The sequence below is a fragment of the Pseudogulbenkiania sp. NH8B genome (assembly GCF_000283535.1).
GTDB classification, from domain to species: domain Bacteria; phylum Pseudomonadota; class Gammaproteobacteria; order Burkholderiales; family Chromobacteriaceae; genus Pseudogulbenkiania; species Pseudogulbenkiania ferrooxidans.
On the sequence record NC_016002.1, the window covers coordinates 3,910,529 to 3,933,246 of the forward strand.

Sequence of the window (22,718 nt, forward strand, 5' to 3'; positions counted from 1 at the left end):
ACCCTTTCTACCGCCACAGCAACAGCCATGAGCAAGGACAAGACCCCGGTGACCCAGGCGGTGCGCGTGCTGCGCGAGCACGGCGTGCCCTTCAGCCCCCATCTCTACGCCTACGAGGAAAAAGGCGGCACCACGGTGTCGGCGCGTGAACTGGGGGTCGACGAACACGTCGTCATCAAGACCCTGGTGATGGAAGACGAACACAAGAAGCCGCTGATCGTGCTGATGCACGGCGACCGCGAGGTGGGCACCGGCATGCTGGCGAAGCAGATCGGTGCCAAGAAGGTGAACCCGTGCGACCCCAAGACCGCCGACAAGCACAGCGGCTACCAGGTGGGCGGCACCAGCCCGTTCGGCACGCGCCACGCCATGCCGGTGTACATGGAGGCGAGCATCGCCGAGCTCGACACGCTCTACATCAACGGCGGCAAGCGCGGCTTCCTGGTGGCCATCAGCGCCGCCGACCTGGTGCGCGTGCTGAAGCCGACGCTGGTCAACGCCGCCGCCTGACGAGGAGCCCATGCCACCGCCTGGCCTCCCAGGCCAGAACGGTGGCCGTCAGGGGCCTGCCCAGGCCTGGGCCAGGGTCTTGCTGAACAGCACCTTGTCGTCGAGACCCTTCAGCGACATCGCATCGCCTTGCTGCCCGGATCGATGTCGAACGTCGGCAAGAAAATGGATGAAAACAGCCGATTTTGACTTAAAGCGTTAATTTTGCTGGTCCGCATGGTTCCGCACTATCACCTCCGACATGCGGCGGATCGACGACGGTGTTGCTGCTGGTCGTTCTAGGCGGTAAGGATACCCCGGCACTTTACATCCCCAGCGCTCCTTGGCCTTGGCAACAGAGCTAATCACACCCGGATTAATCCAGATCAAATTCATGCAAATCTCAGCTTTCTCCCGCCTGAGATAACCCATTATACCGACATGGTATGCCTGATTAGCTATTAGGGGAGGTTGCCATGCATTTTGGTCAAATCGTACGTTGGATCGGAACCGTGCTGGGAGCATTGGCGATCATGTGGCCGGGGGCGGTGCAGGCCGTCCCCAGCTATGCCCGCCAAACCGGGCAGGCCTGCGTCGCCTGTCACGTCAGTTTTCCAGAACTCACCCCGTATGGACGCCTCTTCAAATTGTCCGGCTATACCCTGGGCACCACTCAGCTGTTTCCTCTAGCTGCGATGGCGATCGGTTCGATCACTCAAGTCAACAGCACCCAAGGCAACGACGCGGGCTTTCCCAAGAATGGAGACCCGGTCCTGGAGGGAGGCAGCCTGTTCGTGGCGGGCAAGCTGTCCGATCATGTCGGGCTATTTTCGCAATGGACCTATAACAACCTCAATGCCAAGCCGCAGGCGGACGGCACCACCCAGTTCTCCGGGCACACCTCGGTCGATAATAACGACATCCGCTTGGTCGATCACATCTCCCGGGAGGATCTCGACCTGATCTATGGCCTGACGCTCAATAACAACCCGACCGTGCAGGATGTATGGAACTCGACCCCGGCCTTTGCCTTTCCGTTCCAGAGTTCACGCATCGCCGGGGTGTGGGGTATCACGCCGCCCGCCACGTTGATTGAAGGCGGGCTGGCACAACAGGTAGCGGGACTCAGCGCCTACGCCTTCCTGAATAAATCCTGGTACTTTGAACTGGGCGGCTATCGCACTGCCGACGGTGCTTTTTCGGTACTGAGCCATGGTGCCGAAATCGACAGCCGGCTCCAGGGCACCAACCCCTACTGGCGCTTTGCCTACAATCGTGAATGGGACTCGCATTCGTTGTCGATCGGCACGTTCGGCATGAACGCCAGGGTGAATATCGACCCAACCGACAGCACCTCGCCGACCGACCATTTCCGCGACATTGGCGTTGACATGCAGTACCAGTATCTGGCAGAGCCGCATTCGGCCTCAGCCCAGCTGTCGCTGATCCATGAGCATACCAACTGGGATGCCTCCCACATCGGCGTCGACCGAGAAAATTCGAGCAGTACCCTCAACAGTTTCCACCTAAAAGGTTCGTATTGGTACCAGCGCAAGTATGGCGTAACGCTCGGCGTCTTCGATCAGCGCGGGTCGGAAGACAACGTGGCCTTCCCAGTCACGAACCGGCCGGATACCCGCGGTTATATCACCGAGTTGAACTACATGATCCAGCCATACTGGCGACTCGCGTTGCAGTACACCGGCTACCTCAAACTTAACGGTGCCACCAACAACTTTGACGGCAACGGCCACAACGCCAGCGATAACAACACGGCCTACCTTTATACCTGGATCGCCTTTTAAAGGGGAATCGTCATGCGTATCGCTCATATTTTGACCGTGTTTGGTCTCAGTCTGCTGGCAGCACATGCCCAGGCGGCAGGCAGCCCTGAAGATATAGCACGGCAATGGTGTGCCAATTGTCACCGTGCCGACGGCAACAGCGTTTCCCCGTTGTTCCCGCGCCTAGCCGGGCAGCAACCCGCCTATCTGGAACAGCAGTTGCGAGCGTTCCGCGCCAATAATCGCAGCGATCAATCCGCCCACGACTACATGTGGGGCGTAGCCGGGACGCTGGACGATGCCACCATTAGTGGTCTCGCGGCCTATTTCGCCGCACAAAAGCCACAACCTGACCACGCACCGGTAGACCGCACATTGCTCAGCGCGGGCAATGAGCTCTACCACAATGGCCGTCCCGCCAGTGGCACAACAGCCTGTGCCGCCTGCCACGGTGCCAAGGCAGAAGGCACCGAGGTGGCCCCGCGCCTGGCCAATCAACATGCTGCCTATATCGTCAAACAGCTACATGTGTTCGAGACAAGCCAACGGCCTGCGGCTACGGCCATGCAGTCCATCATCAAGACTTTGAGTGAAAACGACATGCAAGCGCTCGGGGCCTATGTGCAGACCCTACAGTGATTGACCCGTTCGCCTGCCTGGCCTTGCCCGCCAGGCAGGCGGGGGCGTATGCAGGCCGAAGACAAATGGAGGCCAAGAAACACGCGGCCGACTACGACTAGAAGCAAAGCGCACTTGGGACGTGATGTCGAAATGATGGGAATCAGACCTGACCAACCTGCCCGTTCACATTAATAGAGCCAAGGGATCAGCCGCCATGTGCGGGGAAAGTACGCCTCGTACTCTCCACCAAACTGCGAACGCAGCAGAGCCTCCTCGGCGCGAATGCGTGCGAGGAGCAGAGGGATGGTCAGTGCGGTGAGCAACAGCCCAGCCAGCCACCGCAACATGAGAGCCCCCCCAGCGAGTTGACCAGCAACCCAAGATAACAAGGTTTGCGGATGACTCGGCCGCTGCTCAATGCGAACTCACCACCACCAGAACATCCAGCCCCAGGCGCTGTCCACCCAGGCCAGCGTGCCGAGGAACGGCAGCAGCGCCGCCAGCCAGCGCACCCCGCCGCACCAGCGCCGCACGATGCGCGCCGCCAGCCACAGCGACCACAGGTTGGCCGAAGCCAGCAGCAGCAGGCGGAAGTCGTTGACCCAGAACACCGGCAGCCCCTCGTTCTTGAGCAGCGTCACCGTCAGCGCCGACAGGCCGAGGAACACGCCGCAGCCAGCGAGCGGGATCAGCGCCTGCGCCAGGTGGTGCCAGCGCTGGCGCTGCCACGGTCCGGCCAAGCGCACCGCCAGCGCCAACAGCACGCTGATCACCGTGCCCATCGCCAGCGTGGTGGCGAACACGTAGCCCAGCAGCATGGTGCCGTCGAGCCAGGAGAAGCTGTCGTTCAATTCCGGGTAGTGGGTCAGCAGCCACCACGGCGCGTTGCTCTCGAACGGCCACCAGATGTCGCGTGCGATCAGCCACTCCGCCGCCATCTGCTTGAGCGTGACGAACCAGGGGCTGGCACTCCAGTGGAAGGCGCCGATCGCCACGCCGAGCAGGCCGTAGACGATCAGCAGCGTCTGCCAGCCGTCGGCCTCGCGCTCGGCCACCTCGACCACCTCCGCGCTGGGCGAGCGCAGCGACAGCGTCACCGCGTCGCGGTGGCTGCTGCAGCGCCCGCACATGTGACAGCCGCTGCCGCCCTTCATGTGGCGGATCGGCTGCAGCGGCGCGCAGTTGACCGCCTGGATGCGGATCACGCTCTTGTTGGCGATGGACGCCTGCCAGGCTTCTTCCTGCACCTTGAAGTGCAGCGGGGCGAGCTTGGACAGCAGGCCGAACACGCCGTTGACCGGGCACAGGTAACGGCACCAGGCGCGCTTGCCGCGGGTATAGACGAAACCCACCGCCACCGCCGCCACGGTCGAGCCGCCCAGCACCAGCAGGGCGGCTTTCGGATACTGGTAGACGCTCACCAGCTGGCCGTACACCGTGGTCAGCACGAAGGCGACGAAGGGCCAGCCGCCCCAGCGCATCCAGCGCGGGATCGGCCGGCCCAGGCCCTTCTGCGCCGCCCATTCCGACAGCGCCCCCTCGGGGCACAGCACGCCGCACCAGACGCGGCCGAACAGCACCATGCTGAGCAGCACGAACGGCCACCAGATGCCCCAGAACACGAACTGGGCGAAGATGGTCAGGTTGTCGACCATGCGCGCCGTGTCCGGCGGCAGCGGCAGACAGGCCGGCACCACCAGCAGGAAAGCGTAGACCAGCACCACCACCCACTGCAGACGCTGCAGCAGGGGGCCATGATCGCGCAGCCAGTCGCCGCCCTTCGCCAACAGGCGGCTCACGCCGCCGGCTGTTGTTGCCGCCATCTCATCAACCCCGTCATCAGCAACCAGAACATGCCGTAGGCCAACAGGCTCATCAGCGCCGGATGGGCGCGATAGCCGGTCAGCGCCGCCACCACGCCGCCCACCGGCGACATGTCGTCGAGCAGCATCGAGCTGTCCCACAGCGGATCGACCAGCGCCGGCAGGTAACCCATCGAGATCAGGTGCTCGATGCCGTTCATGAACAGCGCCGCCGCCAACAGCAGCAGCATCACCTCGGTGACGCGGAAGAACAGCCGCCACGACAGGAAACGCCCGCCCAGCTGCAACAGGAAGAAGGTCAGCAGCGCCAGCAGGAAGCCCAGCAGCGCCGCGCCGCCCATCGACAGCAGCGTGCTGCCGTCGGCCCCGGCCAGCATGCCGTACAGGAACACCACGGTCTCGCTGCCCTCGCGCGCCACGGCGATGGCGGTGAGCGTCAGCACGCCCCACCAGTTGTTGCGCGCCGCGTTATCCGCCAGGCCGCTTTCCAGCTCCCGCTTCAGGGTGCGGCCATGCTCGCGCATCCACAGCACCATGTGCACGATCAGCGCGGCGGCGGTGAATACCATCACGGTCTGGAAGCTGTCCTGCGCGCCGCCGAACAGCTCGGCCGCGCCGAACAGGCCCAGCGCCAGCACGATGGCGCACAAGAAGCCGACCAGCACACCGCCCCACAGATAGCGCTTGCCGCGCGCCGCCACTTCGCCGTGGTTATTCAGCCAGGCGTAGAGGATGCCGATGACCAGCATGGCCTCGACGCTCTCGCGCCAGACGATGAACAGCACCTGTCCCATTGTTGCCTCCCTGCCCGCCGGCTTACTTGGCGACGATCACGCCTTGCGCCGTGGCCATGTGAAATTCGTCGAAAAACTTGTACTCGCCCGGACTCAAGGGCTGGATCACCACGAACGAGTCGGCGCCGGGGCCCAGCACCTTTTCCTTGCGCAGCGGGGTGCTCTCGAACTCGACCGGGGTCTTGCCGGAATTGACCAGCTCAATCTTGAACTTCTTGCCGGCCGCCACCTGCAGCCGTGCGGGATTGAGCTTGCCGTCCTTGAGCTCGAGCCGGTACACCGGCAACTCTTCGGCCAGCACGTTGGCCGAAGCCAGCCCCAGCGCCAACACCATCAGCCATGCACGCTTCATCAAACAACGCTCCTGCTAGAAAGGGAAAAAGCGCCGCAGGAAGCTGCGACGCGGCAATCAGATCGTGGCACAGGTGGCTCGAAGCTATTCCAGTGGGCGTGCGAACCGAGGCAGGTTGAGTGCCGACGCAGCACAGGAACCGGAATGGACACAGGGTCCATGAGGATCATGGCTGAGCGAATCTAAAGATTCGCACGCTCAGAGCAGCACCGGCGCTCAAGATGCGAAGGTGTAGCCGCCTAATGGGATAGGTTCTTAGTAGCCACCTTTTTTGCCGGTGCCGGCGTAGGTGAACTCGTAGTTCAGCTCGAACGGCTTGAACCAGGCGCCGACACCGGTTTCCTTGTCGACGTGGCGGCCGAAATGGGCGTGCTCGTTGGCGCTCGGCGCCTGGATGGTGTACTTCAGCTTGTACTTGCCCGGCCCCATCAGCTTGACGTTGTCGCCGTAGTGCGGGCCGTCGGACGCCACCATCGGCATGAAGTCGCCCTTGATGGTCTGGTTGGAACCGACCTTGCTGACCTCGTACTTGATCACCAGGTACGGCATCCAGTCGCCTTCGGCGAAGCCGTTCGGGTTGTTCTTGACGGCGTGGATGTCCGCTTCCAGATGCACGTCGGACTCGGCGGCCTTGCGCATCATGCCTTCCGGTTCCATTTTCACCGGCTGCAGGTAGACGGCGCCGATTTCCATGCCGTTCTTGATTTGCGGCTTGCCGATCGGGTATTCGGCGGCGAGGGCGGACGAGGCGGCGGCGACACCGGCAAGGGCCAGCGCGACGTGGCTCAGACGACGGATCATTCGGTTCTCCCAATGAAGGATGGCGGACTGCCGGCAACGGCCGGCGCCGATCAATTAACGGGAGTCATTATCATTCGTAATCTCACCTGGCGCAATAGATGAGAATGAATTTCATCTTGATCTAGATCAACGCGATGAGCCGGCCAGCGCCACGCCACGCGCCAGGCGGCGCCGGAATGCCATGCGGAAGCCGAAGCCCAGGCAGAGGAAGCACGCCATGGTCAGCGCCAGCGTCAGCGGGCTGCCCCACACCAAGGGCGCGATCACGCCGGCCACCAGGCTCGACATCATGGTCTGGGTGAAGCCCTGCAGCGACGACACCGTGCCGCGCAGCTCGGGAAACTGGTCCATCAGGATCAGCGTGATCGACGGCGCCACCAGCGACATGCCGGTGGTGTAGAGCATCAAGGGCGCCACGTTCCAGAACAGCGCGGGCGGAAACAGCAGGTTGTAGAGCAGGTTGGCCGCCAGCGCAGTGAACATCACGCCGTAGCCCAGGTTGACGATCTGGCGCGCATCGCGCCGCCCGGCCAGGCGCCCGGACAGGAAGGCGCCCAGCATGATACCGCCCACCGCCGGGCCGAACATCCACAGGAACTGCTCCGGCCCGAGCCCCAGGTGCTGCATCAGGAACACCGGCGCCGCCGGAATGTAGACGAAGAAGCCGGCGAAGTTGAACGACACCGCCGCCGCCAACAGCTGGAATTCGCGTTTTCGGCCAACCCGGGCGTAATTGGCGAGCAGCGTGCCCAAGTGCAGGCGCTGGCGCCGCTCGTGGCCATGCGTCTCCGGCAGCGAGAACCAGCTCATGACGAACAGCCCGAAGCCGATCAGCGCCATGAACACGAAGATCGAATGCCAGCCGAAGGCGCCGAACAGCCAGCCCCCCACCACCGGTGCGATCGCCGGCGACAGCGAAAACAGCATGGTCACCTGCGACATCATGCGCTGCGCCTCGGCGCCGTCGAAACGGTCGCGGATGATGGCCCGCCCCACCACCAGGCCGGCCCCGCCGCACAGTCCCTGCAGGCCGCGGAAGATCAACAGCGTGGTCAGGTTGTCGGCCAGCGCGCAGCCGACCGAGGCCACCCCGAACAACAGGGTGGTCACCAGCACCACCGGACGGCGTCCCACGGCGTCGGAAATCGAGCCGTGCCACAGCATCATCAAGCCGTAGCAGAACAGGTAGACGGTGAGCGCCTGCTGGATTTCCACCGGGCTCGCGCCGAGCGAGGCGCCGATGGCGCGCATCGCCGGCAGGAAGGTATCGATCGAAAACGGCCCGAGCGTCGCCAGCAGCGCCAGCACCAGGGCCAGGCCGCGCGAACGCGTGGCGCTCGGGGAAGTAACAGTCTGTGAAGGCATCAAATCGTCGTTTTCCAAATAATCTAAAGTGGCCCGGCCGCGCGGATGGCGGCGGCTTGGCCCCGGCCAGCCTATTGGGTCACAATAGCCGTCCGCTAAAAAAGGGGAACCCCACATGATTCGCCTCTACCACAACCCGCGTTGCACCAAGTCGCGCGAGGCACTGAAACTGCTGCAGGACGCCGGCGCCGACGTCGAGATCATCGACTACCTGAAAACCCCCCCCAGCGCCGAGGAACTCGACCGGCTGCTGACGCTGCTGCAGCTGGAGCCGCGCGAGCTGATGCGCCACAAGGAGGACGAGTACCAGGCGCTGCACCTGGACGACGTCACGCTGGAGCGCCGCCACCTGATCGCGGTGATGGTCGACCACCCGCGCCTGATCGAGCGCCCGATCGCGGTACAAGGCGAACAGGCCGTGATCGGCCGGCCTCCGGAGCGGGTACTGACCCTGCTCGGGCAGTGAATCTGCCAACCGGCAAAATGTTTCTTGCGAAATAGTAACACGGTTTACTATAATCGAGCCATGAACAAATCCTTTCACCAGCTCGAACAGGCGATAGACCGTGTCGACAGCCGCTTTCCCGGCGTGCCGCGCCAGGAGGTCATCCTCACCCGGCTCTATTACCACATCATGCCGCGTCTCGGCGCCTACCTGAACGAGGCGCTGAAGGACTACGGCATTCACGAGTCGGTGTGGATGACGCTGATGACGATGTACGCCTGCCCGGACCACGTGCTGTATCCGTCCGACATCAGCGACACGCTCGACTCCTCACGCACCAACGCCACCCGCATCTCGGACGAACTGGTGAAGAACGGCTGGGCAGAGCGCCAGCCCTGCGCCGAAGACCGCCGCAAGATCCGGCTGGTGCTGACCGACGCGGGCATCCGTTTCGTCGAGCTCATCATGCCGGTGGCGCGTGACCGCAACCGCTCGCTGTGGTCCGACTTCAGCGGGGACGAAAAAGTGCAGCTGGAGGGTCTGCTGCGCAAATTGCTCGCCCGTCTCGGCGGCTGAGCAGGAACCGGCCTGGCCGGTTTTTTGTCGACCATATAGTAACCATGGTTATTATTTTGCAAATGAATAATTGCATGACTAAACCTCCACTCCCCCGCCCCCACTGGCAGCCCGCCCTGGGAATGCTGCTGCTGTCCGGCCTCTTGGCCGGCTGCGCCACCCCGGCCCCGAGCGCCGCCCCCGCCACCCCGCTCAACGCCGAGCGCCTGGCGCTGCCGGCCGCCAAGGCGGACACCGTGCACGACAACTGGTGGCAGGCGCTGGGCGACCCGGCACTCGACCAGCTCATCGCCAGCGCGCGCCGGCAAGCACCGTCGCTGAAACTGGCCGCCGCCCGCGTGCGCGAAGCCGCCGCGCTGAGCGGGCTGGCCGACAGCCGGCGCGGCCCGCAACTCGACGCCAACGCCAGCCTCGACCGCGAACGCTATTCCGCCAACGGCCTGTTGCCGCCGCCGATCGGCGGCAGCTACCAGACGCTGTACGCGATCTCGCTCGACGGCGGCTGGGAGCTCGACCTGTGGGGCAAGCACCGCGCCGAACTGGACGCCGCACTGGGGCAGCAGCGCGCCCAGGCGCTCGACGCCCGCCAGGCCGAGCTGCTGCTGACCCAGGCCGTGGCCAGCCAGTACACCGTGCTGCAGCGCGCCCTGGCGCAGCAGCAGCTCACTACCACCCGCCTCAAGCTGGCCGACAGCCGCCTGCAACTGCTGCGCGCCCGCGTCAGCGCCGGCCTGCTCAGCGCCGATGTCCTGCGCCCGCTGGAAGTGCTGCAAGCGCAGCTGAAACAGCAGCTGAGCGCCCAGCAAGGCGATGCGGCACGCGCCCGCCATGCCCTGGCGGCGCTCAGCGGCCAGGCGCCGAACGCGCTCGACGCCCTGAGCCCGGCCCCGCTCGGCACCACGCCGGACCTCGACGAGGCAGCGCTCACCGCCGCCCTGCTGGGCCAGCGCCCCGATGTGGTCGCGCAGCGCGAACGACTGGAGGCAGCGGCGCACAGCGTCAAGGCGGCGCGTGCCGCGTTCTACCCCAACGTGCAGCTGAGTGCCTTCATCGGCCTGTCGTCGCTCGACATCGGCCAGTTGCTGCAAAGCGAATCGCGCATGCTCGGCATCGCCCCGGCGGTCACCCTGCCGATCTTCCACAGCGGCGCGCTGCGCGCCAACCTGAGCCGCGAGCAGGCGCGCTACGACGAGGCGGTGGAGAGCTACAACCAGACCGTGCTCGACGCCCTGCGCCAGGCAGCCGACGCGTTGTCCGGCCGCGACCAGGCGCGCCAGCAGCTGGCCGACGCGCGCCAGGCCGAAGACAGCGCCCGCCGCGCCAGCGACGCCGGCGTGGCACGGCTGCGCGCCGGCCTCAGCAACAAGCTGGACCTGCTCGGCACGCAGGATGCGGAGCTGGTGCAGCGCGCCGCCCGCCTCGACAGCCAGGCCGCCGGCCAGCTCGCCTTCGTCAACCTGAATACCGTGCTGGGCGGCGGCCTGCTGGCCCCGGCGCAGCCCTGAGGAACACCCCATGGAAAAACCCGCCAAAAACTCTTCGCGCCAGCGCGGCCTGATCCTGGCCAGCCTGGTGTTCGCCATCGCCGCCATCGGTTACGGCGCCTACTGGGCCACCGTGCTGCGCTACCAGGAAGGCACCGACGACGCCTACGTCAACGGCCACCTGATCCAGCTCACGCCGGAGATCGCCGGCACTGTGGTCAGCATCGCCGCCGACGACACCGACCGCGTCAACGCCGGCCAGACCGTGGTGACGCTGGAAGCCAACGACGCCCGCCTGGCGTTCGAACGGGCGCGCAACGAGTTCGTGCAGGCGGTGCGCGAAACGCGCCAGCTGATCGGCAGCGAGCGCCAGCAGAACGCCCAGGTCAGCCTGCGCCAGAGCGAGCTGGCGCGCGCCGAAGACGACCTGAAACGGCGCCAGCAGCTGGCGGGCAGCGAGGCGCTGTCGGCCGAGGAGCTGGCGCACGCGCGCGACGCCGTGGCAACCGCGCGCGCCGCCTTGGCGGTGGCGCAGGAACAGGCCGCCAGCACCCAGGCCCTGCTCGGCCAGGAAACGCTGGCCAGCAAGCCGGCGGTGGCGCGCGCCGCCACCCGCCTCAAGGAAGCCTGGCTCGCGCTCCAGCGCACCGAGGTGCGCGCTCCCCTGGCCGGCTATGTGGCGCGCCGCAGCGTGCAGGTCGGCCAGCGCGTCAGCGCCGGCAGCCCGATGCTGGCGATCGTGCCGCTCGACAAGGTGTGGGTGGACGCCAACTTCAAGGAAAGCCAGCTGCACACCATCCGTCTCGGCCAGCCGGTGGAACTGCACGCCGACATGTACGGCGGCGACGTCACTTATCACGGCAAGGTGGCCGGTCTCGCCGCCGGCACCGGCAGCGCCTTCTCGCTGCTGCCGGCGCAGAACGCCACCGGCAACTGGATCAAGGTGGTGCAGCGCGTGCCGGTGCGCATCGAGCTGGACGCCGCCGAGCTGAAGACGCACCCGCTGCGCGTCGGGCTGTCGATGCAGGTCGAGGTGAATACCCACGACCAGAGCGGCGCCACCCTGGCCGAGGCGCCGCGCACCGCGCCGGCGCAGATGACCCGCGCCCTGACCCCGGACCTGGCGCAGGCCGACGCACTGGTGGCGCAGCTGCTCGCCGCCAACGCCGGCGCCAGCCACTAAGCCGGAGCGCCCGCCATGACGCCTCCTCCGCTCACCGGCGCGCGCCTGGTATGGATCACGCTGGCGCTGTCGCTGGCCACCTTCATGCAGGTGCTCGACACCACCATCGCCAACGTGGCGTTGCCGACCATCGCCGGCAACCTCGGCGCCGCCACCAGCCAGGGCACCTGGGTGATCACCTCGTTCGGCGTCGCCAACGCCATCGCCGTGCCGCTCACCGGCTGGCTCGCCAAGCGCGTCGGCGAGGTGCGGCTGTTCATCGCCTCGACCGTGCTGTTCGTGCTGGCCTCGTGGCTGTGCGGGCTGGCGCCGAACCTGCCGCTGCTGATCGCCTTCCGCATCCTGCAGGGCGCGGTGGCCGGGCCGCTGATCCCGCTGTCGCAGAGCCTGCTGTTGGCCTGCTATCCGCCCGAGAAGAAGGGCATGGCGCTGGCGCTGTGGGCGATGACGGTGATCGTGGCGCCGATCTTCGGCCCGCTGCTGGGCGGCTGGATCAGCGACAACTGGCACTGGGCCTGGATCTTCTTCATCAACATCCCGGTCGGTCTGTTCGCCGCCGCCGTGGCGCGGCGCGAGCTGCAAGGGCGCGAGAGCGAGATCAAGGCGTTGCCGATCGACCGCGTCGGCCTGACGCTGCTGGTGCTGGGCGTCGGCGCGCTGCAGCTGATGCTGGACAAGGGCAAGGAACTCGACTGGTTCCACTCCAGCGAGGTGGTGATGATGGCCATCGTCGCGGTGGTGGCGCTGACCTACCTGGTGATCTGGGAACTGGGCGAGGAGCACCCGATCATCGACCTGTCGCTGTTCCGCATCCGCAACTTCACCGTCGGCGTGATCTGCATCAGCCTGGGCTACATGATGTACTTCGGCGGCGTGGTGCTGCTGCCCTTGATGCTGCAAACCCAGCTGGGCTACACCGCGACCTGGGCCGGCATCGCCTCGGCGCCGGTGGGCATCCTGCCGGTGATGCTCTCTCCGATCATCGGCAAGAACGCACACCGCCTCGACATGCGCTGGCTGGTGACGGTGAGCCTCGGCGTGTTCGCGCTATGCTTCTTCTGGCGCACCCATTTCTCGCCGCAGATGGACTTGGCCTACGTGATCTGGCCGCAGTTCGTGCAGGGCATCGGGCTGGCCTGCTTCTTCATGCCGCTGACCACCATCACGCTGTCGCGCGTGGCACCGAGCCACGTGGCGAGCGCCTCCAGCCTGTCGAACTTCCTGCGCATCCTGGCCGGCAGCATCGGCGCCTCGGTCAGCACCACGCTGTGGGATACGCGCGAGGCGGTCCACCACACCCAGCTCACCGCCGCCATCGACAGCGGCGGCAGCGTCGCGCAGCAGTGGTTCGGACTGCTGGGCCAGGCCGGGCTGTCGGCCGGCCAGCAGGCGGCGCTGACGGCACGCGAGATCACCACACAGGGCTATGTGCTGGCGTCCAACGAGGTGTTCTGGGGCGCGGGTTGCCTGTTCGTGCTGCTGCTCGGGCTGATCTGGTTCGCCAAACCGCCGTTCGGGCACTCGGGCGGCGACGGCGGCGCGCACTGAGCCGTCCGCTCGCCGTCAACACCCGGCGTGAGCCACGCCGGGTTTTTTGTCGTTCAAAGGTTGGCCGAAGCCGGCCCGGCGGCGCGCTACAAGGTGCAGCTTTCCTTGCCGTCCGTTCCGGTCTGGCACAGCTTGATGTTGCCGTCCTGGTCCAGCGTCAGGGTGCCGCCGACCCAGTCCTTGCCCGCCTTGGGCGAGGCCTCCAGCTGGTACTCGCCGTCGTCGGTGTTCTTGGCGGTGCTGGCGAAGGCGATGTCGTAGAACTCGGTGGCGGTCACCGGCAGGGTGGGCCAGGCGGTGGACGACTGCTTGAAGGTGCCCTTCTCGCTGTACCAGCGCTCGAGGAAGTGGGCATTGTCGAGCAGCGCGGCGCGCGCCTCGCTCTGGCGCGCGCGGATCACGTGCTCGCGGTACGAGGGCAGCGCCAGCGACGCCAGGATGCCGACCACCGCCAGCGCGATCAGCAGTTCGATCAGGGTGAAGCCCCGGCTTCGGCCAACCTTGTACCGCATCAGAATATCTCCCTCCAGGCGATGCGCCTGCCTTGTTTGCTGGCGTCGCCGGGGATGCCCACCCCCGCCGGCGTCCCGTCGTTGCTGCCGCCGAACGCCAGCCGCAGCCCCTTGCCAGCCTTGGCGATGCTGGCGTTGTCGCGGTTGTTGATCTGGCCGTTCTGGTCGGCATAACTCTGCCATTGATAGTTGCTGGCGGCACTGACGTAGAGCCGCAGCGCCGACGGCATGCCGACTTCGGAACGCACGCCGCTCGGGATCTGCGCCGCCTTGCCCGTTTCGAACACGGCCCAGTCGGCGATCGTGCCCTTGTCGTCGCCGTTCAGGTCGAACGCGGTCTTGAGCGGGGCCGCCCCGGAGAGCGGGTCCAACGACATCAACCAGCCGTCGCCGCCGACCGAACACTGCAGGTTCGCCACGAAGGGAATCTGCGTGGTGAAGTAGAGCCGCTCGCCGACCAGCAGCGGGGCATGCAGCAGGCGCTCGCCGCTGCTGGCCGCCAGGTCCAGATACCAGCCGCCGGCCGCCTTCTCGCCGATGGCGACCGGATGGCTGGTGGTGCGGCGCACGGTGTAGTCGTGCAGGCTGCCATCGGCCATCTTCACCGTGCTGCCGACTTCGCCATCGAGGCTCTGGCGCACGATCAGCCCGCGCCCGCCGGCGCCCTCGCGGTCGCCGTACTGGTAATACTTGCCGCTTTGCGGCGTGTCCCACAGCCCGTACACGCTCTGGCCGGTGGTGGAGCGGCGGTCGCTGTCGTACAGCAGCTGGCCGCTGCCGAACAGCACCATGTAGCCGTCGCCGCCCGGGCGCCGGTACAACGCCGGCGTGGCGGTGACGGGCTGGCTGGCGTCGCCCTGCCAGAACGGGCTGGCCGGCGCCGCCCAGTCGCCGCGCAGGTCGAAGCGCCACACATTGCCCTTGAGGTCGCCGGCGTAGACCGCATCGGCCACCTTGTCGCCGTCGAAGTCCAGCACCGCCGGCCCGGACAGGCCGTTGCCGCCGGCGCGGCCGACCTTGATCTCGCCCAGCAGGGTGCCGCTGTCCAGTTCGAACACCAGCAGCGCGGCCTGGCCGCTGGCGCTGTCGTAGCCGTTGCCGCTGATCGCCGCCCACACGCTGGCGCCGCTCACCGGATGGCGCACCTTGGCGATCACCGGTTGGCCGAAGACGTAGCCGAGCGCGCTCGCGCCGCTCGCCGCGCCGGCCTCCCAGCGCACCACCTCGGCCGGCGCGGCCGCCTTGCCGCCGGCCGACATCAGTGAGCTGACGTCGAGCGAAAACAGCGCCTTGCCGCCCTGCGCCAACGCGCCCACCAGGTAGCTGCGGCCATTGTCCAGGGTCTGCGCCACGCTCGCGCCGTTGACGTAGTAGCGGTGCGGCTTGGCCGCGGAGCCGTAGTCGGGGTCGGTGAGATCGACGAGCCGGGTCAGCACCTCGAACGGCACGTAGCCCAGCACCTCCTGGTAGGCGCTCTCGCCCGTCGCCTTGCGGAACACGTGCAGCATGCCGTCGTTGCCGCCCACCGCCACCAGGTGGGCGTCCGTGGCCGAGAACGTGGTCAGCGGCGAGTCGATGACGTCGCCGAGCCAGGGCGTGGAACGCTTATCGAAGCGCTGCCCCGGCATGGCGTGCCCCAGCACGAAGTGGATCACGTCGTTGGGCTGGCTGCCGAAGGTGAGCTTGTCGTTGTCGGCCATGCCGGGCTTGAACGTCTGCGCCACGACGTTGCTGTCGAAGGCCTTGTTGCTGCCGTTCTTGTTGCACACCCAGTTGTTGCTGCGGTTGTCGTAGTAGCGGGTATAGACGGTGCGCTTGTCCCAGTCCGGCAGCAGCGCCTCGCTCGGCCGGCTGAAGTCCGGCCTGCCCTTGGCGTCGACCGGGTAGCTCAGCAGGCGCGAGGTCCAGCTGCGGGTGTCGTAGGTGGTATGCAGCAGCGCGCTGGTCTGGCGCTCGCCACTGACCGGCGGCGTCGAGGTCGAGTTCTGCCGGTAGATGTCGTCCATCGCCGAGGTGAAGCTGGCCTTGAGCTGCTCCCGGTTGCTGGCGGTGAAGTAGCGCCCCCCGCCCTGCATGGCCGTTTTCTGCAGCAGGGTGTTATCGACGGTGAAGCCGATGGTGTAGGTCTTGATCGACTGCCGTGCGAACGGCTCGGCGTCCCAGCCCTGGCCCTCGCCGTCGCTGCCGGAGGTGAACAGGTCGCCGGCAGCGGCGCGCCCGGCGAAGGACGGCAGGGGATTGTCCTTGCCGGGGGAGAGACTGCTGTAAAGCGGGTCGCCCGCCAGCGGAAATTCGTTGTCCTCGGTCGGCTCGCCGTCGGTCATCATCAGGACGAAGTTGGCCTGGCAGCGGTACTGCACCGGGCTGGCGTAGCGGCCGGAACCGCGGCTGCCCGACGCCGGATTGACCGGCTTGTAATAGGCCGAGCTCATGCCGCGGTAATAGCGCGTCATCTCGTAGTAGGCCTCGGCCAGCGGCGTGTTGGTGTCGGCGCCGAGGCTGTCGATGGCGCTCTTGACCCGGTCGAGATGGTCCTGGCCGCCACCGACCTCCGCCACCAGCCGCCCCGCCCGGTTGTAGCGCAAGTCCACACGGTCGTTGACGTCGTCCTTGCTGCTGGACGGATCGAACGAGAACAAGCCCCAGCGCATGTCGGGATAGGCATCGATCATGCTCTTGGTGACGTCCTTGGCGATCGACAGCCGCGTCTCGCCCTGCAGCGGGTCGAGCACGTCGCTGTACCAGCAGCCGCGCCAGTTGCAATACCTCTCGCGCTTCTGACCGGTATTGCCGTACACATCCCAGGCCATGCTGCCCGAGTTGTCGAAGAACAGCAGGATATTGGGGGTGACCTTGACCGACAGCTGCAACGGTGCGCTCGGATAGGGATTGCTGTCGGCAGGCAGGCTACAGCTGCTGCTGGCCGCACTGCCGGCCGCCGCCAACGGCAAGAGCGTGGCCAGAAGGGGTAGGCTGAGAGGGAGGAAACGCATCACGGCACCACGTAATAGCTTTGCAGCGTCACCACGCTGTTGGCGTTCTTGCCCCAGGCGCGCACGGTGAGACGGTACAGCCGTCCGCCGCCGTCGCTGTCCTGGTAGTTCCGGTCGACCAGCTCGATGAGGTAGCGCGGGTTGGCCCACACCCCGTCCAGCGTCACCACGTCGGGGCAGCGGTTCTGCACCGCGCCGCTCTTGAAGGCGTATTCCAGCGCGTTGCCGCAGGGGTGCAGCGCGGGCACGCTCTGCTTGCCGACGCTGACGGTGCGCTCCCAGGACTGGAGCGCGCCGCCGCCCACCTGCGCGCTGGTGGCACACAGCCCGCTCTGCCAGCCGGCCGGGTTGGCGTCGTTGCGGCAGCTGGCGCTGAACACGCCGCCGGCGCCGAACAAGGCGCCGTCGCTCTTGCCCGCCACGTCGAGCGCCTGGTCCATCTCCGCCACCCGCGCCTCGGCCGCCTTCAACGCCAGCTCGGCGAGCTGGAAGGTGGCCTGGCGGTCGCTCTGGTTGCTGCCGATGCGCTGCTCGTCGACGATCAGGCGCGACGACGCCAGCACCACCAGGGTCATCATGAGCAGCACCATCAGCGCGACGATCAGGGCGCTCCCGCGCTGCCTCAGCTCTGCAGCGGACGCTGTGTGCATTGCACCCCTCCCCGCAAGGCCACCGTCAGCGGGTAGGCCACGCTCACCTTCTGCCCCGCCTGCAGCGCCGAGGCCTGCTGCAGCGTCAGCGTCAGGCGCACCGTGCCGACCTGCTGCCAGTCGGCCACCTCGCCGGCGGCGGCGTAATGCAGCCGCGGCGTCGAGTCGGCGTCGCAATCGTCCAGCACGCCGTAGTCCACCTCGAGCGAGGCCACCCCGTCCGCCACCAGCGTGGCGGCGCCCAGGCTGCCGTCGGCCAGCATCTCGCGGCGCAGCAGCTGCTTTTCCCCGTTCACCTCGGCGACGAAATAGGCGCGCGACACCAGCGCCATCACTTCCAGCGAGCCCAGCTGATGACCGGTGGCGCGGCTGGCCGTCCTGAGCGGCAGCGCATGAGCCTCGTCCAGCGTCAGCGTCTGCGCCGTCTCGCTCTTGCCCAGGGTCATGCCGCTGCCGCTGGCCAACACGTCGATCTGCGAGCAACTGGCCAGCGCCAGCCGGCTCCAGTTGGCCCAGTCGCCCTGCTCGGGCGGCTGGAAAGTGAGGCCGGTGACGGCGTCGCCCGCGGCGTTGACGGTGCGGGTGGCGAGCGGGAACGCGCCCTGGCCGTACTGGACGATCAGCAGGTCGCTGTCCGCGGTCAGGCCGCCGAGCCAGGCGCTGGCGGCGGCGCTGCCCTTGGCGAGGCCGCGCAGGCCGTTGCTGTCCTGGTCGACCTGCTGCCAGGCGCTCGCCCCGCCGCGGTTCACCACCTGCCAGTCGTCGCCGCGCTCGCCCAGCGCGGCGCAGCCGAAGTTGCCGGCCATGCGCAGGTCGCGCGCCAGCAGCTGCAACGCCGAGCGGGCGTCCTGCTGGCGTGCGATGCGCTGCTCGGCGGAACGCAGGCTCTGGCGCGTCGAGACGAAACTGCCGAACACCACGGCGACGATGATCGAGCCGATGGCGACGGCGATCATCAGCTCGATCAGGGTGATGCCGCGCTGGCGCACGTCAAGGCTCGAACACGAGGACATAGCGGTTTTCAGCGAGGGGGGAGGACGCCGTGGCGGCACGCTGGCCGCTATCGACCAGCGCCTGGCGGCTCTTGCCGTCGAGGCGGGATGACCACACCACGCGGATCGACAGGGGACCGCTGCCGCTGCAGCCCGGATCGTCTTGGCTCGGGGCGGCGCTGCCGCGGCAGACCGCCGCCTGGACGGCGTTGCCGGCGGCCAGTCCGCTGGCCAGCCCGGACTTGAAGGCCCACAGGTCGAGCGCGGCGAGGTTCTGCTGGCTGCAGCCGGCGGCATCGCGGCAGCTGTTGGCGGGGGCGCTGGCGTCGTGGCTGGCGTAACCGCTCTCGACGTAGTGCTCCCAGGACAGCACGGTGGCGCCGTTGGCATCGAGCTGGCGCAGCGGGTTGGCGCGCATCGCCTCGGCCAGGCTTTCCGCCTGCAGCGCCACCAGGCTGCGGATCTCGGTATCGCGGGTCTGGCTCAGGGTGCGCGCCTGCAGCCCGGCCAAGGCCAGCAGGCCGACCAGCAGCACGAACATGGCGATCAGCACTTCCAGCAGCGAGAAGCCGCGCTGGCGGGACGCAGAACCTGCCCACGATCTGTCGCGAGCGCCCCTCAGCGGGGTGAAGAGCAGCACAGAAACCGGAATGTGCTGGAGTACATGAGGATCATGGCTGGGCAAATCGGAGATTTGCACGCGCAGCACCGCGCATGAGCCCCGATCAGGGGCGCGCAGCAAGAGCGTGGACAGGTTCTCAGGCGCAGCCGGCACAATCGCCCCCCTTGCACAGCCGTGGCCGGCCGTTGGCCAGCACCGTGACGCTGGCGCATTGCCCCGAGGCGGCGTCACGCACCACCCAGGACGGGCTGACCCCGGTGGGCAGGCGCCCTTCCGGGGTCAGCATGAACTGGTCGAGCGCCGAGCTGACCGTCGGCTCGCCGCTGAACATGACGTGGCGGCGGCGCTCGCCGCTGTTGTAGCGCCCGGGGTTGCCGCCGGGCTGGTCGGCGTACAGCAGCACGCCTTCCGACCACGAGGTGTCGCCCTTCTTGGCCTTGCCCTGGCAGCCCTGCACGTCGAGGTTGCTCTTGGTGTTGAGCGCGCACAGGTAGACGCTGGCGTTGCTGCGGATGGCCTCGCTGCGGGCGAACTGCACGCTGGAGAGCAGCGCCTGGGTGCGGCTTTCCATGCGCGAGTCCGCCAGCAAGGCGTTGAAGCCGGGCACGGCCAGCGCCAGCAGGATGGCGACGATCGAGATCACCACCATCATCTCGATCAGGGTGAAGCCCCGCTCCCCTCGACGAAACGCGACATACATCATGGCAAATACGGCTTAATTATATTTTTGTCATATAAGTTCATCAGATTATCATGATGAATGGGCTTTTCCAAGCCGCGCGCGTTGCCGGGACCGAAGGGCAGGAGGCGATCACCACGGGCGCGCTAGCTGACCGCCCCGGCCGGGTCGAGCGGGCAAGAAAAAACCGCCCGTAGGCGGTTGTTGGTCGGCAGGCGGCGGACGCGCTCAGTGCGCCGCCTCCCAGCTCTCCCCGGCCCCCACTTCGGCCAGCAGCGGCACCTTGAGCTCGGCCACGCCGGCCATGATCTGCGGCAGCCGCTGCTTGACCCGCGCCAGTTCGGCTTCCGGCACTTCCAGTACCAGTTCGTCGTGCACCTGCATGATCAGCTTGCTGGCCAGGCCTTCCGCCACCAGCCAGCGCTGCACCGCGATCATCGCCAGCTTGATCAGGTCGGCGGCGGTGCCCTGCATCGGCGCGTTGATCGCGGCGCGCTCGGCGCCGCTGCGCCGGCCCGGATTGCTGGCGCGAATCTCCGGCAGATAGAGGCGGCGCCCGAACACGGTCTCGACGTAGCCCTGCTCGCGCGCCGCCTCGCGGGTGCGCTGCATGTAGTCGGCCACGCCGGGGAAGCGCATGAAGTAGCGGTCGATGTACTGCTGCGCCGCGTTGCGCTCGATGTCGAGCTGGGCGGCCAGGCCGAAGGCGCTCATGCCGTAGATCAGGCCGAAGTTGATCGCCTTGGCGGCGCGGCGTTGCTCCGACGTCACCTGCTCGCGCGTCACGCCGAACACCTCGGCGGCGGTGGTCTTGTGGATGTCCTCGCCGCTGGCGAAGGCCGCCAGCATGTTGGCGTCGTCCGACAGGTGCGCCATGATCCTGAGCTCGATCTGCGAGTAGTCGGCGCTGACGATGCGGTGGCCCGGCGGCGCGATGAAGGCTTCGCGCACGCGCCGGCCCTCGGCGGTGCGCACCGGGATGTTCTGCAGGTTGGGGTCGGAGCTCGCCAGGCGCCCGGTGATCGCCACCGCCTGCGCGTAGTTGGTGTGCACGCGGCCGGTGTCGGGGCGGATCAGCGACGGCAGCTTGTCGGTGTAGGTGGACTTGAGCTTGGCCAGCCCCCGGTATTGCAGGATCAGCTTGGGCAGCGGGTGGTCGAGCGCCAGCTGCTCGAGCACCGACTCGTCGGTGGAGAAGCCGCCGGACGGGGTCTTCTTGACGCCCTTGGTGTCGATGCCGAGCTTGCCGAACAGGATTTCCTGCAGCTGCTTGGGCGAGTTGAGGTTGAACGGCTGGCCGGCCTGCTGGTAGGCCTCCTGCTCCAGTTGCAGCATCTGGCTGCCGAGCTGGTGGCTTTGTTCGGCCAACCTTTGGCGGTCGATCAGCACGCCGTTGCGCTCCATCGCGAACAGCACCTCGGCCACCGGCAGCTCGATGTCGCGGTACACGCTGGCCAGGCGGCCTTCCAGCTTGCCGGCCAGGGCCCGGTTGAGGCGCAGCGTGATGTCGGCGTCCTCGGCGGCGTAGTTGGACGCCACCGCGATGTCGACCTCGGCGAAACCGATCTGCTTGGCGCCCTTGCCGCAGATCTCCTCGTAGCTCACCGTGCTCTCGCCCAGATGACGCTGCGCCAGGTCGTCCATATTGTGCGTCAGGTGGCTCTCGATCACGTACGACGCCAGCAGCGTGTCGTCGGCCACGCCGGCCAGCGCGATGCCGTGGTTGGCCAGCACGTGGCGGTCGTACTTGAGGTTCTGGCCGAGCTTCTTCCTGGCCGGGTTCTCCAGCCAGGGCTTGAGCCGGGCCAGCGTGGCGTCGAGGTCGAGTTGCTCGGGTACGCCGGCGTAGTGGTGCGCCAGCGGCAGGTAGGCGGCCTCGCCTTCCGTCACCGAGAAGCTCATGCCGACCAGGCGCGCTTCCATCTGGTCGAGGCTGGTGGTTTCGGTGTCGAGCGACACCACCGGCGCCGCCTCCAGCTTGGCGAGCCAGGCATCGAGCTGCGCCGCGGTGAGGATGGTCTCGTAACGGCGCTCGACGGCGGCGGCGGGCGCCTCGTCATCCTCGGCGGCGCCGAACAGCTCGCCGTTGACGCCGGGGTTGGCCGAAGCCGGGGCGGCGGCATCGGCCGTGACGCTGCCGTTGGCGTCGCTCACCTCGCGCAGCCAGCTGCGGAAGCCGAAACGGGTGAACAGTTCGATCAGCTTCGGCTTGTCGCGCTCGCGGTGCAACAGCGTTTCCATGCCCTGCGGCATCTCGGCGTCGAGCGGCACGTCGCACTTGATGGTGATCAGCTCGCGCCCCTTGGGCAGCCAGTCGAGCGCGGCGCGCAGATTGTCGCCGACCTTGCCGGAGATGGCCGCGGCGTTGGCCATCACCGCCTCGAGCGAGCCGTACTGTTCCAGCCATTTGACCGCGGTCTTGGGACCGCACTTGTCGACGCCCGGCACGTTGTCGACCTTGTCGCCGATCAGCGTCAGGTAGTCGATGATGAGGTTCGGCGGCACGCCGAACTTCTCCTTCACCCCGCCCTCGTCCAGCGTCTCGTTGGTCATGGTGTTGACCAGCGTCACCACCGGCGACACCAGCTGGGCGATGTCCTTGTCGCCGGTGGAGACGATCACCTGCATGCCGGCCGCCTCCGCCTGGCGCGTCAGCGTGCCGATCACGTCGTCGGCCTCGACGCCGTCCACCACCAGGATCGGCCAGCCGGACGCTTGCACCACGTCGTGCACCGCCGTAATCTGGCTGGCCAGCTCCTCCGGCATCGACGGCCGGTTGGCTTTGTAGTCGGGATAGAGCTCGTCGCGGAAGGTCTTGCCTTTTGCGTCAAAAACGCAGGCGCTATAATCGAACCGGACCTCCTTCTCCAGGCGACGCAGCATGTTGACCATGCCGTAGATCGCTCCCGTCGGTTGACCTTCCGGAGAACGTAAATCGGGCATGGCGTGAAAAGCGCGATACAGATAAGAAGAGCCGTCGATCAATAATAACGTTTTCATAGAAG

The 22,718-nt window shown here is 67.0% G+C and carries 20 protein-coding genes; 8 read left to right on the top strand and 12 right to left on the bottom strand.

Annotation, left to right across the window (positions count from 1 at the left end):
* The first annotated feature begins 27 nt into the window (after positions 1–27).
* The 3 genes from ybaK to NH8B_RS18070 all read left to right on the top strand — a co-directional run bounded on the left by ybaK (position 28) and on the right by NH8B_RS18070 (position 2,912).
* Positions 28–510, top strand: a complete 483-nt coding sequence (gene ybaK / locus NH8B_RS18060) for a Cys-tRNA(Pro) deacylase (protein WP_008952225.1) — start codon at positions 28–30, stop codon at positions 508–510.
* A gap of 455 nt (positions 511–965) precedes the next feature.
* Complete coding sequence (locus NH8B_RS18065; RefSeq protein WP_014088537.1) at positions 966–2,294, top strand: hypothetical protein; 1,329 nt, start codon at positions 966–968, stop codon at positions 2,292–2,294.
* Between the two features lie 12 nt (positions 2,295–2,306).
* Positions 2,307–2,912, top strand: coding sequence for a c-type cytochrome (locus NH8B_RS18070; protein ID WP_014088538.1), 606 nt, complete (start codon positions 2,307–2,309; stop codon positions 2,910–2,912).
* Positions 2,913–3,319: 407 nt separating this feature from the next.
* On the opposite strand, the gene NH8B_RS18080 is transcribed toward NH8B_RS18070, so the two are convergent.
* The 5 genes from NH8B_RS18080 to NH8B_RS18100 form a co-directional block, all read right to left on the bottom strand.
* On the bottom strand, positions 3,320–4,717 hold the full coding sequence (locus NH8B_RS18080; protein WP_041703132.1) for a 4Fe-4S binding protein: 1,398 nt from the start codon (positions 4,715–4,717) through the stop codon (positions 3,320–3,322).
* Positions 4,690–5,511, bottom strand: a complete 822-nt coding sequence (locus tag NH8B_RS18085; RefSeq protein WP_008952223.1) for an FTR1 family iron permease — start codon at positions 5,509–5,511, stop codon at positions 4,690–4,692. Before NH8B_RS18085 ends, NH8B_RS18080 begins: the two co-directional genes overlap by 28 nt.
* A 22-nt stretch (positions 5,512–5,533) precedes the next feature.
* Entirely contained in the window at positions 5,534–5,863 is a 330-nt protein-coding gene (locus NH8B_RS18090) for a cupredoxin domain-containing protein (protein ID WP_014088541.1), read from the bottom strand.
* A 255-nt stretch (positions 5,864–6,118) separates the two neighbouring features.
* Entirely contained in the window at positions 6,119–6,664 is a 546-nt protein-coding gene (locus tag NH8B_RS18095; RefSeq protein WP_014088542.1) for an iron transporter, read from the bottom strand.
* Positions 6,665–6,790: 126 nt separating this feature from the next.
* Positions 6,791–8,029 carry a multidrug effflux MFS transporter gene (locus NH8B_RS18100; protein ID WP_014088543.1) on the bottom strand — a complete coding sequence of 413 codons (1,239 nt, stop codon included), beginning with the start codon at positions 8,027–8,029 and terminating at the stop codon, positions 6,791–6,793.
* A 115-nt stretch (positions 8,030–8,144) separates the two neighbouring features.
* Between NH8B_RS18100 and arsC the strand changes: the two genes are divergently transcribed.
* From arsC to NH8B_RS18125, 5 genes are all read left to right on the top strand, one after another.
* A complete protein-coding gene (arsC, locus tag NH8B_RS18105) occupies positions 8,145–8,495 on the top strand; it encodes an arsenate reductase (glutaredoxin) (RefSeq protein ID WP_014088544.1) in 351 nt (116 codons plus the stop codon).
* A 60-nt stretch (positions 8,496–8,555) separates the two neighbouring features.
* Entirely contained in the window at positions 8,556–9,050 is a 495-nt protein-coding gene (locus tag NH8B_RS18110) for a MarR family transcriptional regulator (RefSeq protein WP_008952218.1), read from the top strand.
* Between the two features lie 74 nt (positions 9,051–9,124).
* Positions 9,125–10,555: an efflux transporter outer membrane subunit gene (locus NH8B_RS18115; protein WP_014088545.1), complete on the top strand. Its 1,431-nt coding sequence runs from the start codon at positions 9,125–9,127 to the stop codon at positions 10,553–10,555.
* Positions 10,556–10,565: 10 nt separating this feature from the next.
* Positions 10,566–11,717, top strand: coding sequence for an HlyD family secretion protein (locus tag NH8B_RS18120; protein WP_014088546.1), 1,152 nt, complete (start codon positions 10,566–10,568; stop codon positions 11,715–11,717).
* A gap of 15 nt (positions 11,718–11,732) precedes the next feature.
* The gene (locus tag NH8B_RS18125; RefSeq protein ID WP_014088547.1) at positions 11,733–13,265 is read left to right on the top strand and encodes a DHA2 family efflux MFS transporter permease subunit; all 1,533 of its coding nucleotides are present in this window, start codon (positions 11,733–11,735) and stop codon (positions 13,263–13,265) included.
* An 86-nt stretch (positions 13,266–13,351) separates the two neighbouring features.
* Here NH8B_RS18125 and NH8B_RS18130 read toward each other — a convergent pair whose 3' ends face one another.
* The 7 genes from NH8B_RS18130 to polA all read right to left on the bottom strand — a co-directional run bounded on the left by NH8B_RS18130 (position 13,352) and on the right by polA (position 22,713).
* The gene (locus NH8B_RS18130) at positions 13,352–13,777 is read right to left on the bottom strand and encodes a type IV pilin protein (protein ID WP_014088548.1); all 426 of its coding nucleotides are present in this window, start codon (positions 13,775–13,777) and stop codon (positions 13,352–13,354) included.
* Positions 13,777–16,770, bottom strand: a complete 2,994-nt coding sequence (locus NH8B_RS18135) for a pilus assembly protein (protein WP_014088549.1) — start codon at positions 16,768–16,770, stop codon at positions 13,777–13,779. Before NH8B_RS18135 ends, NH8B_RS18130 begins: the two co-directional genes overlap by 1 nt.
* Positions 16,770–17,420, bottom strand: a complete 651-nt coding sequence (locus NH8B_RS18140; RefSeq protein ID WP_014088550.1) for a pilus assembly PilX family protein — start codon at positions 17,418–17,420, stop codon at positions 16,770–16,772. The genes NH8B_RS18135 and NH8B_RS18140 overlap by 1 nt, the downstream gene beginning before the upstream one ends.
* Positions 17,393–18,433: a PilW family protein gene (locus NH8B_RS18145; protein WP_041703137.1), complete on the bottom strand. Its 1,041-nt coding sequence runs from the start codon at positions 18,431–18,433 to the stop codon at positions 17,393–17,395. Before NH8B_RS18145 ends, NH8B_RS18140 begins: the two co-directional genes overlap by 28 nt.
* Positions 18,411–19,187: a type IV pilus modification protein PilV gene (pilV, locus tag NH8B_RS20225; RefSeq protein WP_148283002.1), complete on the bottom strand. Its 777-nt coding sequence runs from the start codon at positions 19,185–19,187 to the stop codon at positions 18,411–18,413. Before pilV ends, NH8B_RS18145 begins: the two co-directional genes overlap by 23 nt.
* Entirely contained in the window at positions 19,171–19,737 is a 567-nt protein-coding gene (locus NH8B_RS18155; RefSeq protein WP_014088553.1) for a GspH/FimT family pseudopilin, read from the bottom strand. The genes pilV and NH8B_RS18155 overlap by 17 nt, the downstream gene beginning before the upstream one ends.
* 204 nt (positions 19,738–19,941) lie before the next feature.
* Positions 19,942–22,713 (bottom strand): DNA polymerase I, encoded by a 2,772-nt coding sequence (gene polA, locus NH8B_RS18160; protein WP_083844271.1) that lies wholly within the window; start codon positions 22,711–22,713, stop codon positions 19,942–19,944.
* Positions 22,714–22,718: the final 5 nt, after the last annotated feature.

What these genes read in the sequence shown, in the direction of transcription:
- ybaK (WP_008952225.1), top strand. Translation starts at nt 28, where the DNA reads ATGAGCAAGGACAAGACCCCGGTGACCCAGGCGGTGCGCGTGCTGCGC.
- NH8B_RS18065 (WP_014088537.1), top strand. Translation starts at nt 966, where the DNA reads ATGCATTTTGGTCAAATCGTACGTTGGATCGGAACCGTGCTGGGAGCA.
- NH8B_RS18070 (WP_014088538.1), top strand. Translation starts at nt 2,307, where the DNA reads ATGCGTATCGCTCATATTTTGACCGTGTTTGGTCTCAGTCTGCTGGCA.
- NH8B_RS18080 (WP_041703132.1), bottom strand. Translation starts at nt 4,717, where the DNA reads ATGGCGGCAACAACAGCCGGCGGCGTGAGCCGCCTGTTGGCGAAGGGC.
- NH8B_RS18085 (WP_008952223.1), bottom strand. Translation starts at nt 5,511, where the DNA reads ATGGGACAGGTGCTGTTCATCGTCTGGCGCGAGAGCGTCGAGGCCATG.
- NH8B_RS18090 (WP_014088541.1), bottom strand. Translation starts at nt 5,863, where the DNA reads ATGAAGCGTGCATGGCTGATGGTGTTGGCGCTGGGGCTGGCTTCGGCC.
- NH8B_RS18095 (WP_014088542.1), bottom strand. Translation starts at nt 6,664, where the DNA reads ATGATCCGTCGTCTGAGCCACGTCGCGCTGGCCCTTGCCGGTGTCGCC.
- NH8B_RS18100 (WP_014088543.1), bottom strand. Translation starts at nt 8,029, where the DNA reads ATGCCTTCACAGACTGTTACTTCCCCGAGCGCCACGCGTTCGCGCGGC.
- arsC (WP_014088544.1), top strand. Translation starts at nt 8,145, where the DNA reads ATGATTCGCCTCTACCACAACCCGCGTTGCACCAAGTCGCGCGAGGCA.
- NH8B_RS18110 (WP_008952218.1), top strand. Translation starts at nt 8,556, where the DNA reads ATGAACAAATCCTTTCACCAGCTCGAACAGGCGATAGACCGTGTCGAC.
- NH8B_RS18115 (WP_014088545.1), top strand. Translation starts at nt 9,125, where the DNA reads ATGACTAAACCTCCACTCCCCCGCCCCCACTGGCAGCCCGCCCTGGGA.
- NH8B_RS18120 (WP_014088546.1), top strand. Translation starts at nt 10,566, where the DNA reads ATGGAAAAACCCGCCAAAAACTCTTCGCGCCAGCGCGGCCTGATCCTG.
- NH8B_RS18125 (WP_014088547.1), top strand. Translation starts at nt 11,733, where the DNA reads ATGACGCCTCCTCCGCTCACCGGCGCGCGCCTGGTATGGATCACGCTG.
- NH8B_RS18130 (WP_014088548.1), bottom strand. Translation starts at nt 13,777, where the DNA reads ATGCGGTACAAGGTTGGCCGAAGCCGGGGCTTCACCCTGATCGAACTG.
- NH8B_RS18135 (WP_014088549.1), bottom strand. Translation starts at nt 16,770, where the DNA reads ATGCGTTTCCTCCCTCTCAGCCTACCCCTTCTGGCCACGCTCTTGCCG.
- NH8B_RS18140 (WP_014088550.1), bottom strand. Translation starts at nt 17,420, where the DNA reads ATGCACACAGCGTCCGCTGCAGAGCTGAGGCAGCGCGGGAGCGCCCTG.
- NH8B_RS18145 (WP_041703137.1), bottom strand. Translation starts at nt 18,433, where the DNA reads ATGTCCTCGTGTTCGAGCCTTGACGTGCGCCAGCGCGGCATCACCCTG.
- NH8B_RS18155 (WP_014088553.1), bottom strand. Translation starts at nt 19,737, where the DNA reads ATGATGTATGTCGCGTTTCGTCGAGGGGAGCGGGGCTTCACCCTGATC.
- polA (WP_083844271.1), bottom strand. Translation starts at nt 22,713, where the DNA reads ATGAAAACGTTATTATTGATCGACGGCTCTTCTTATCTGTATCGCGCT.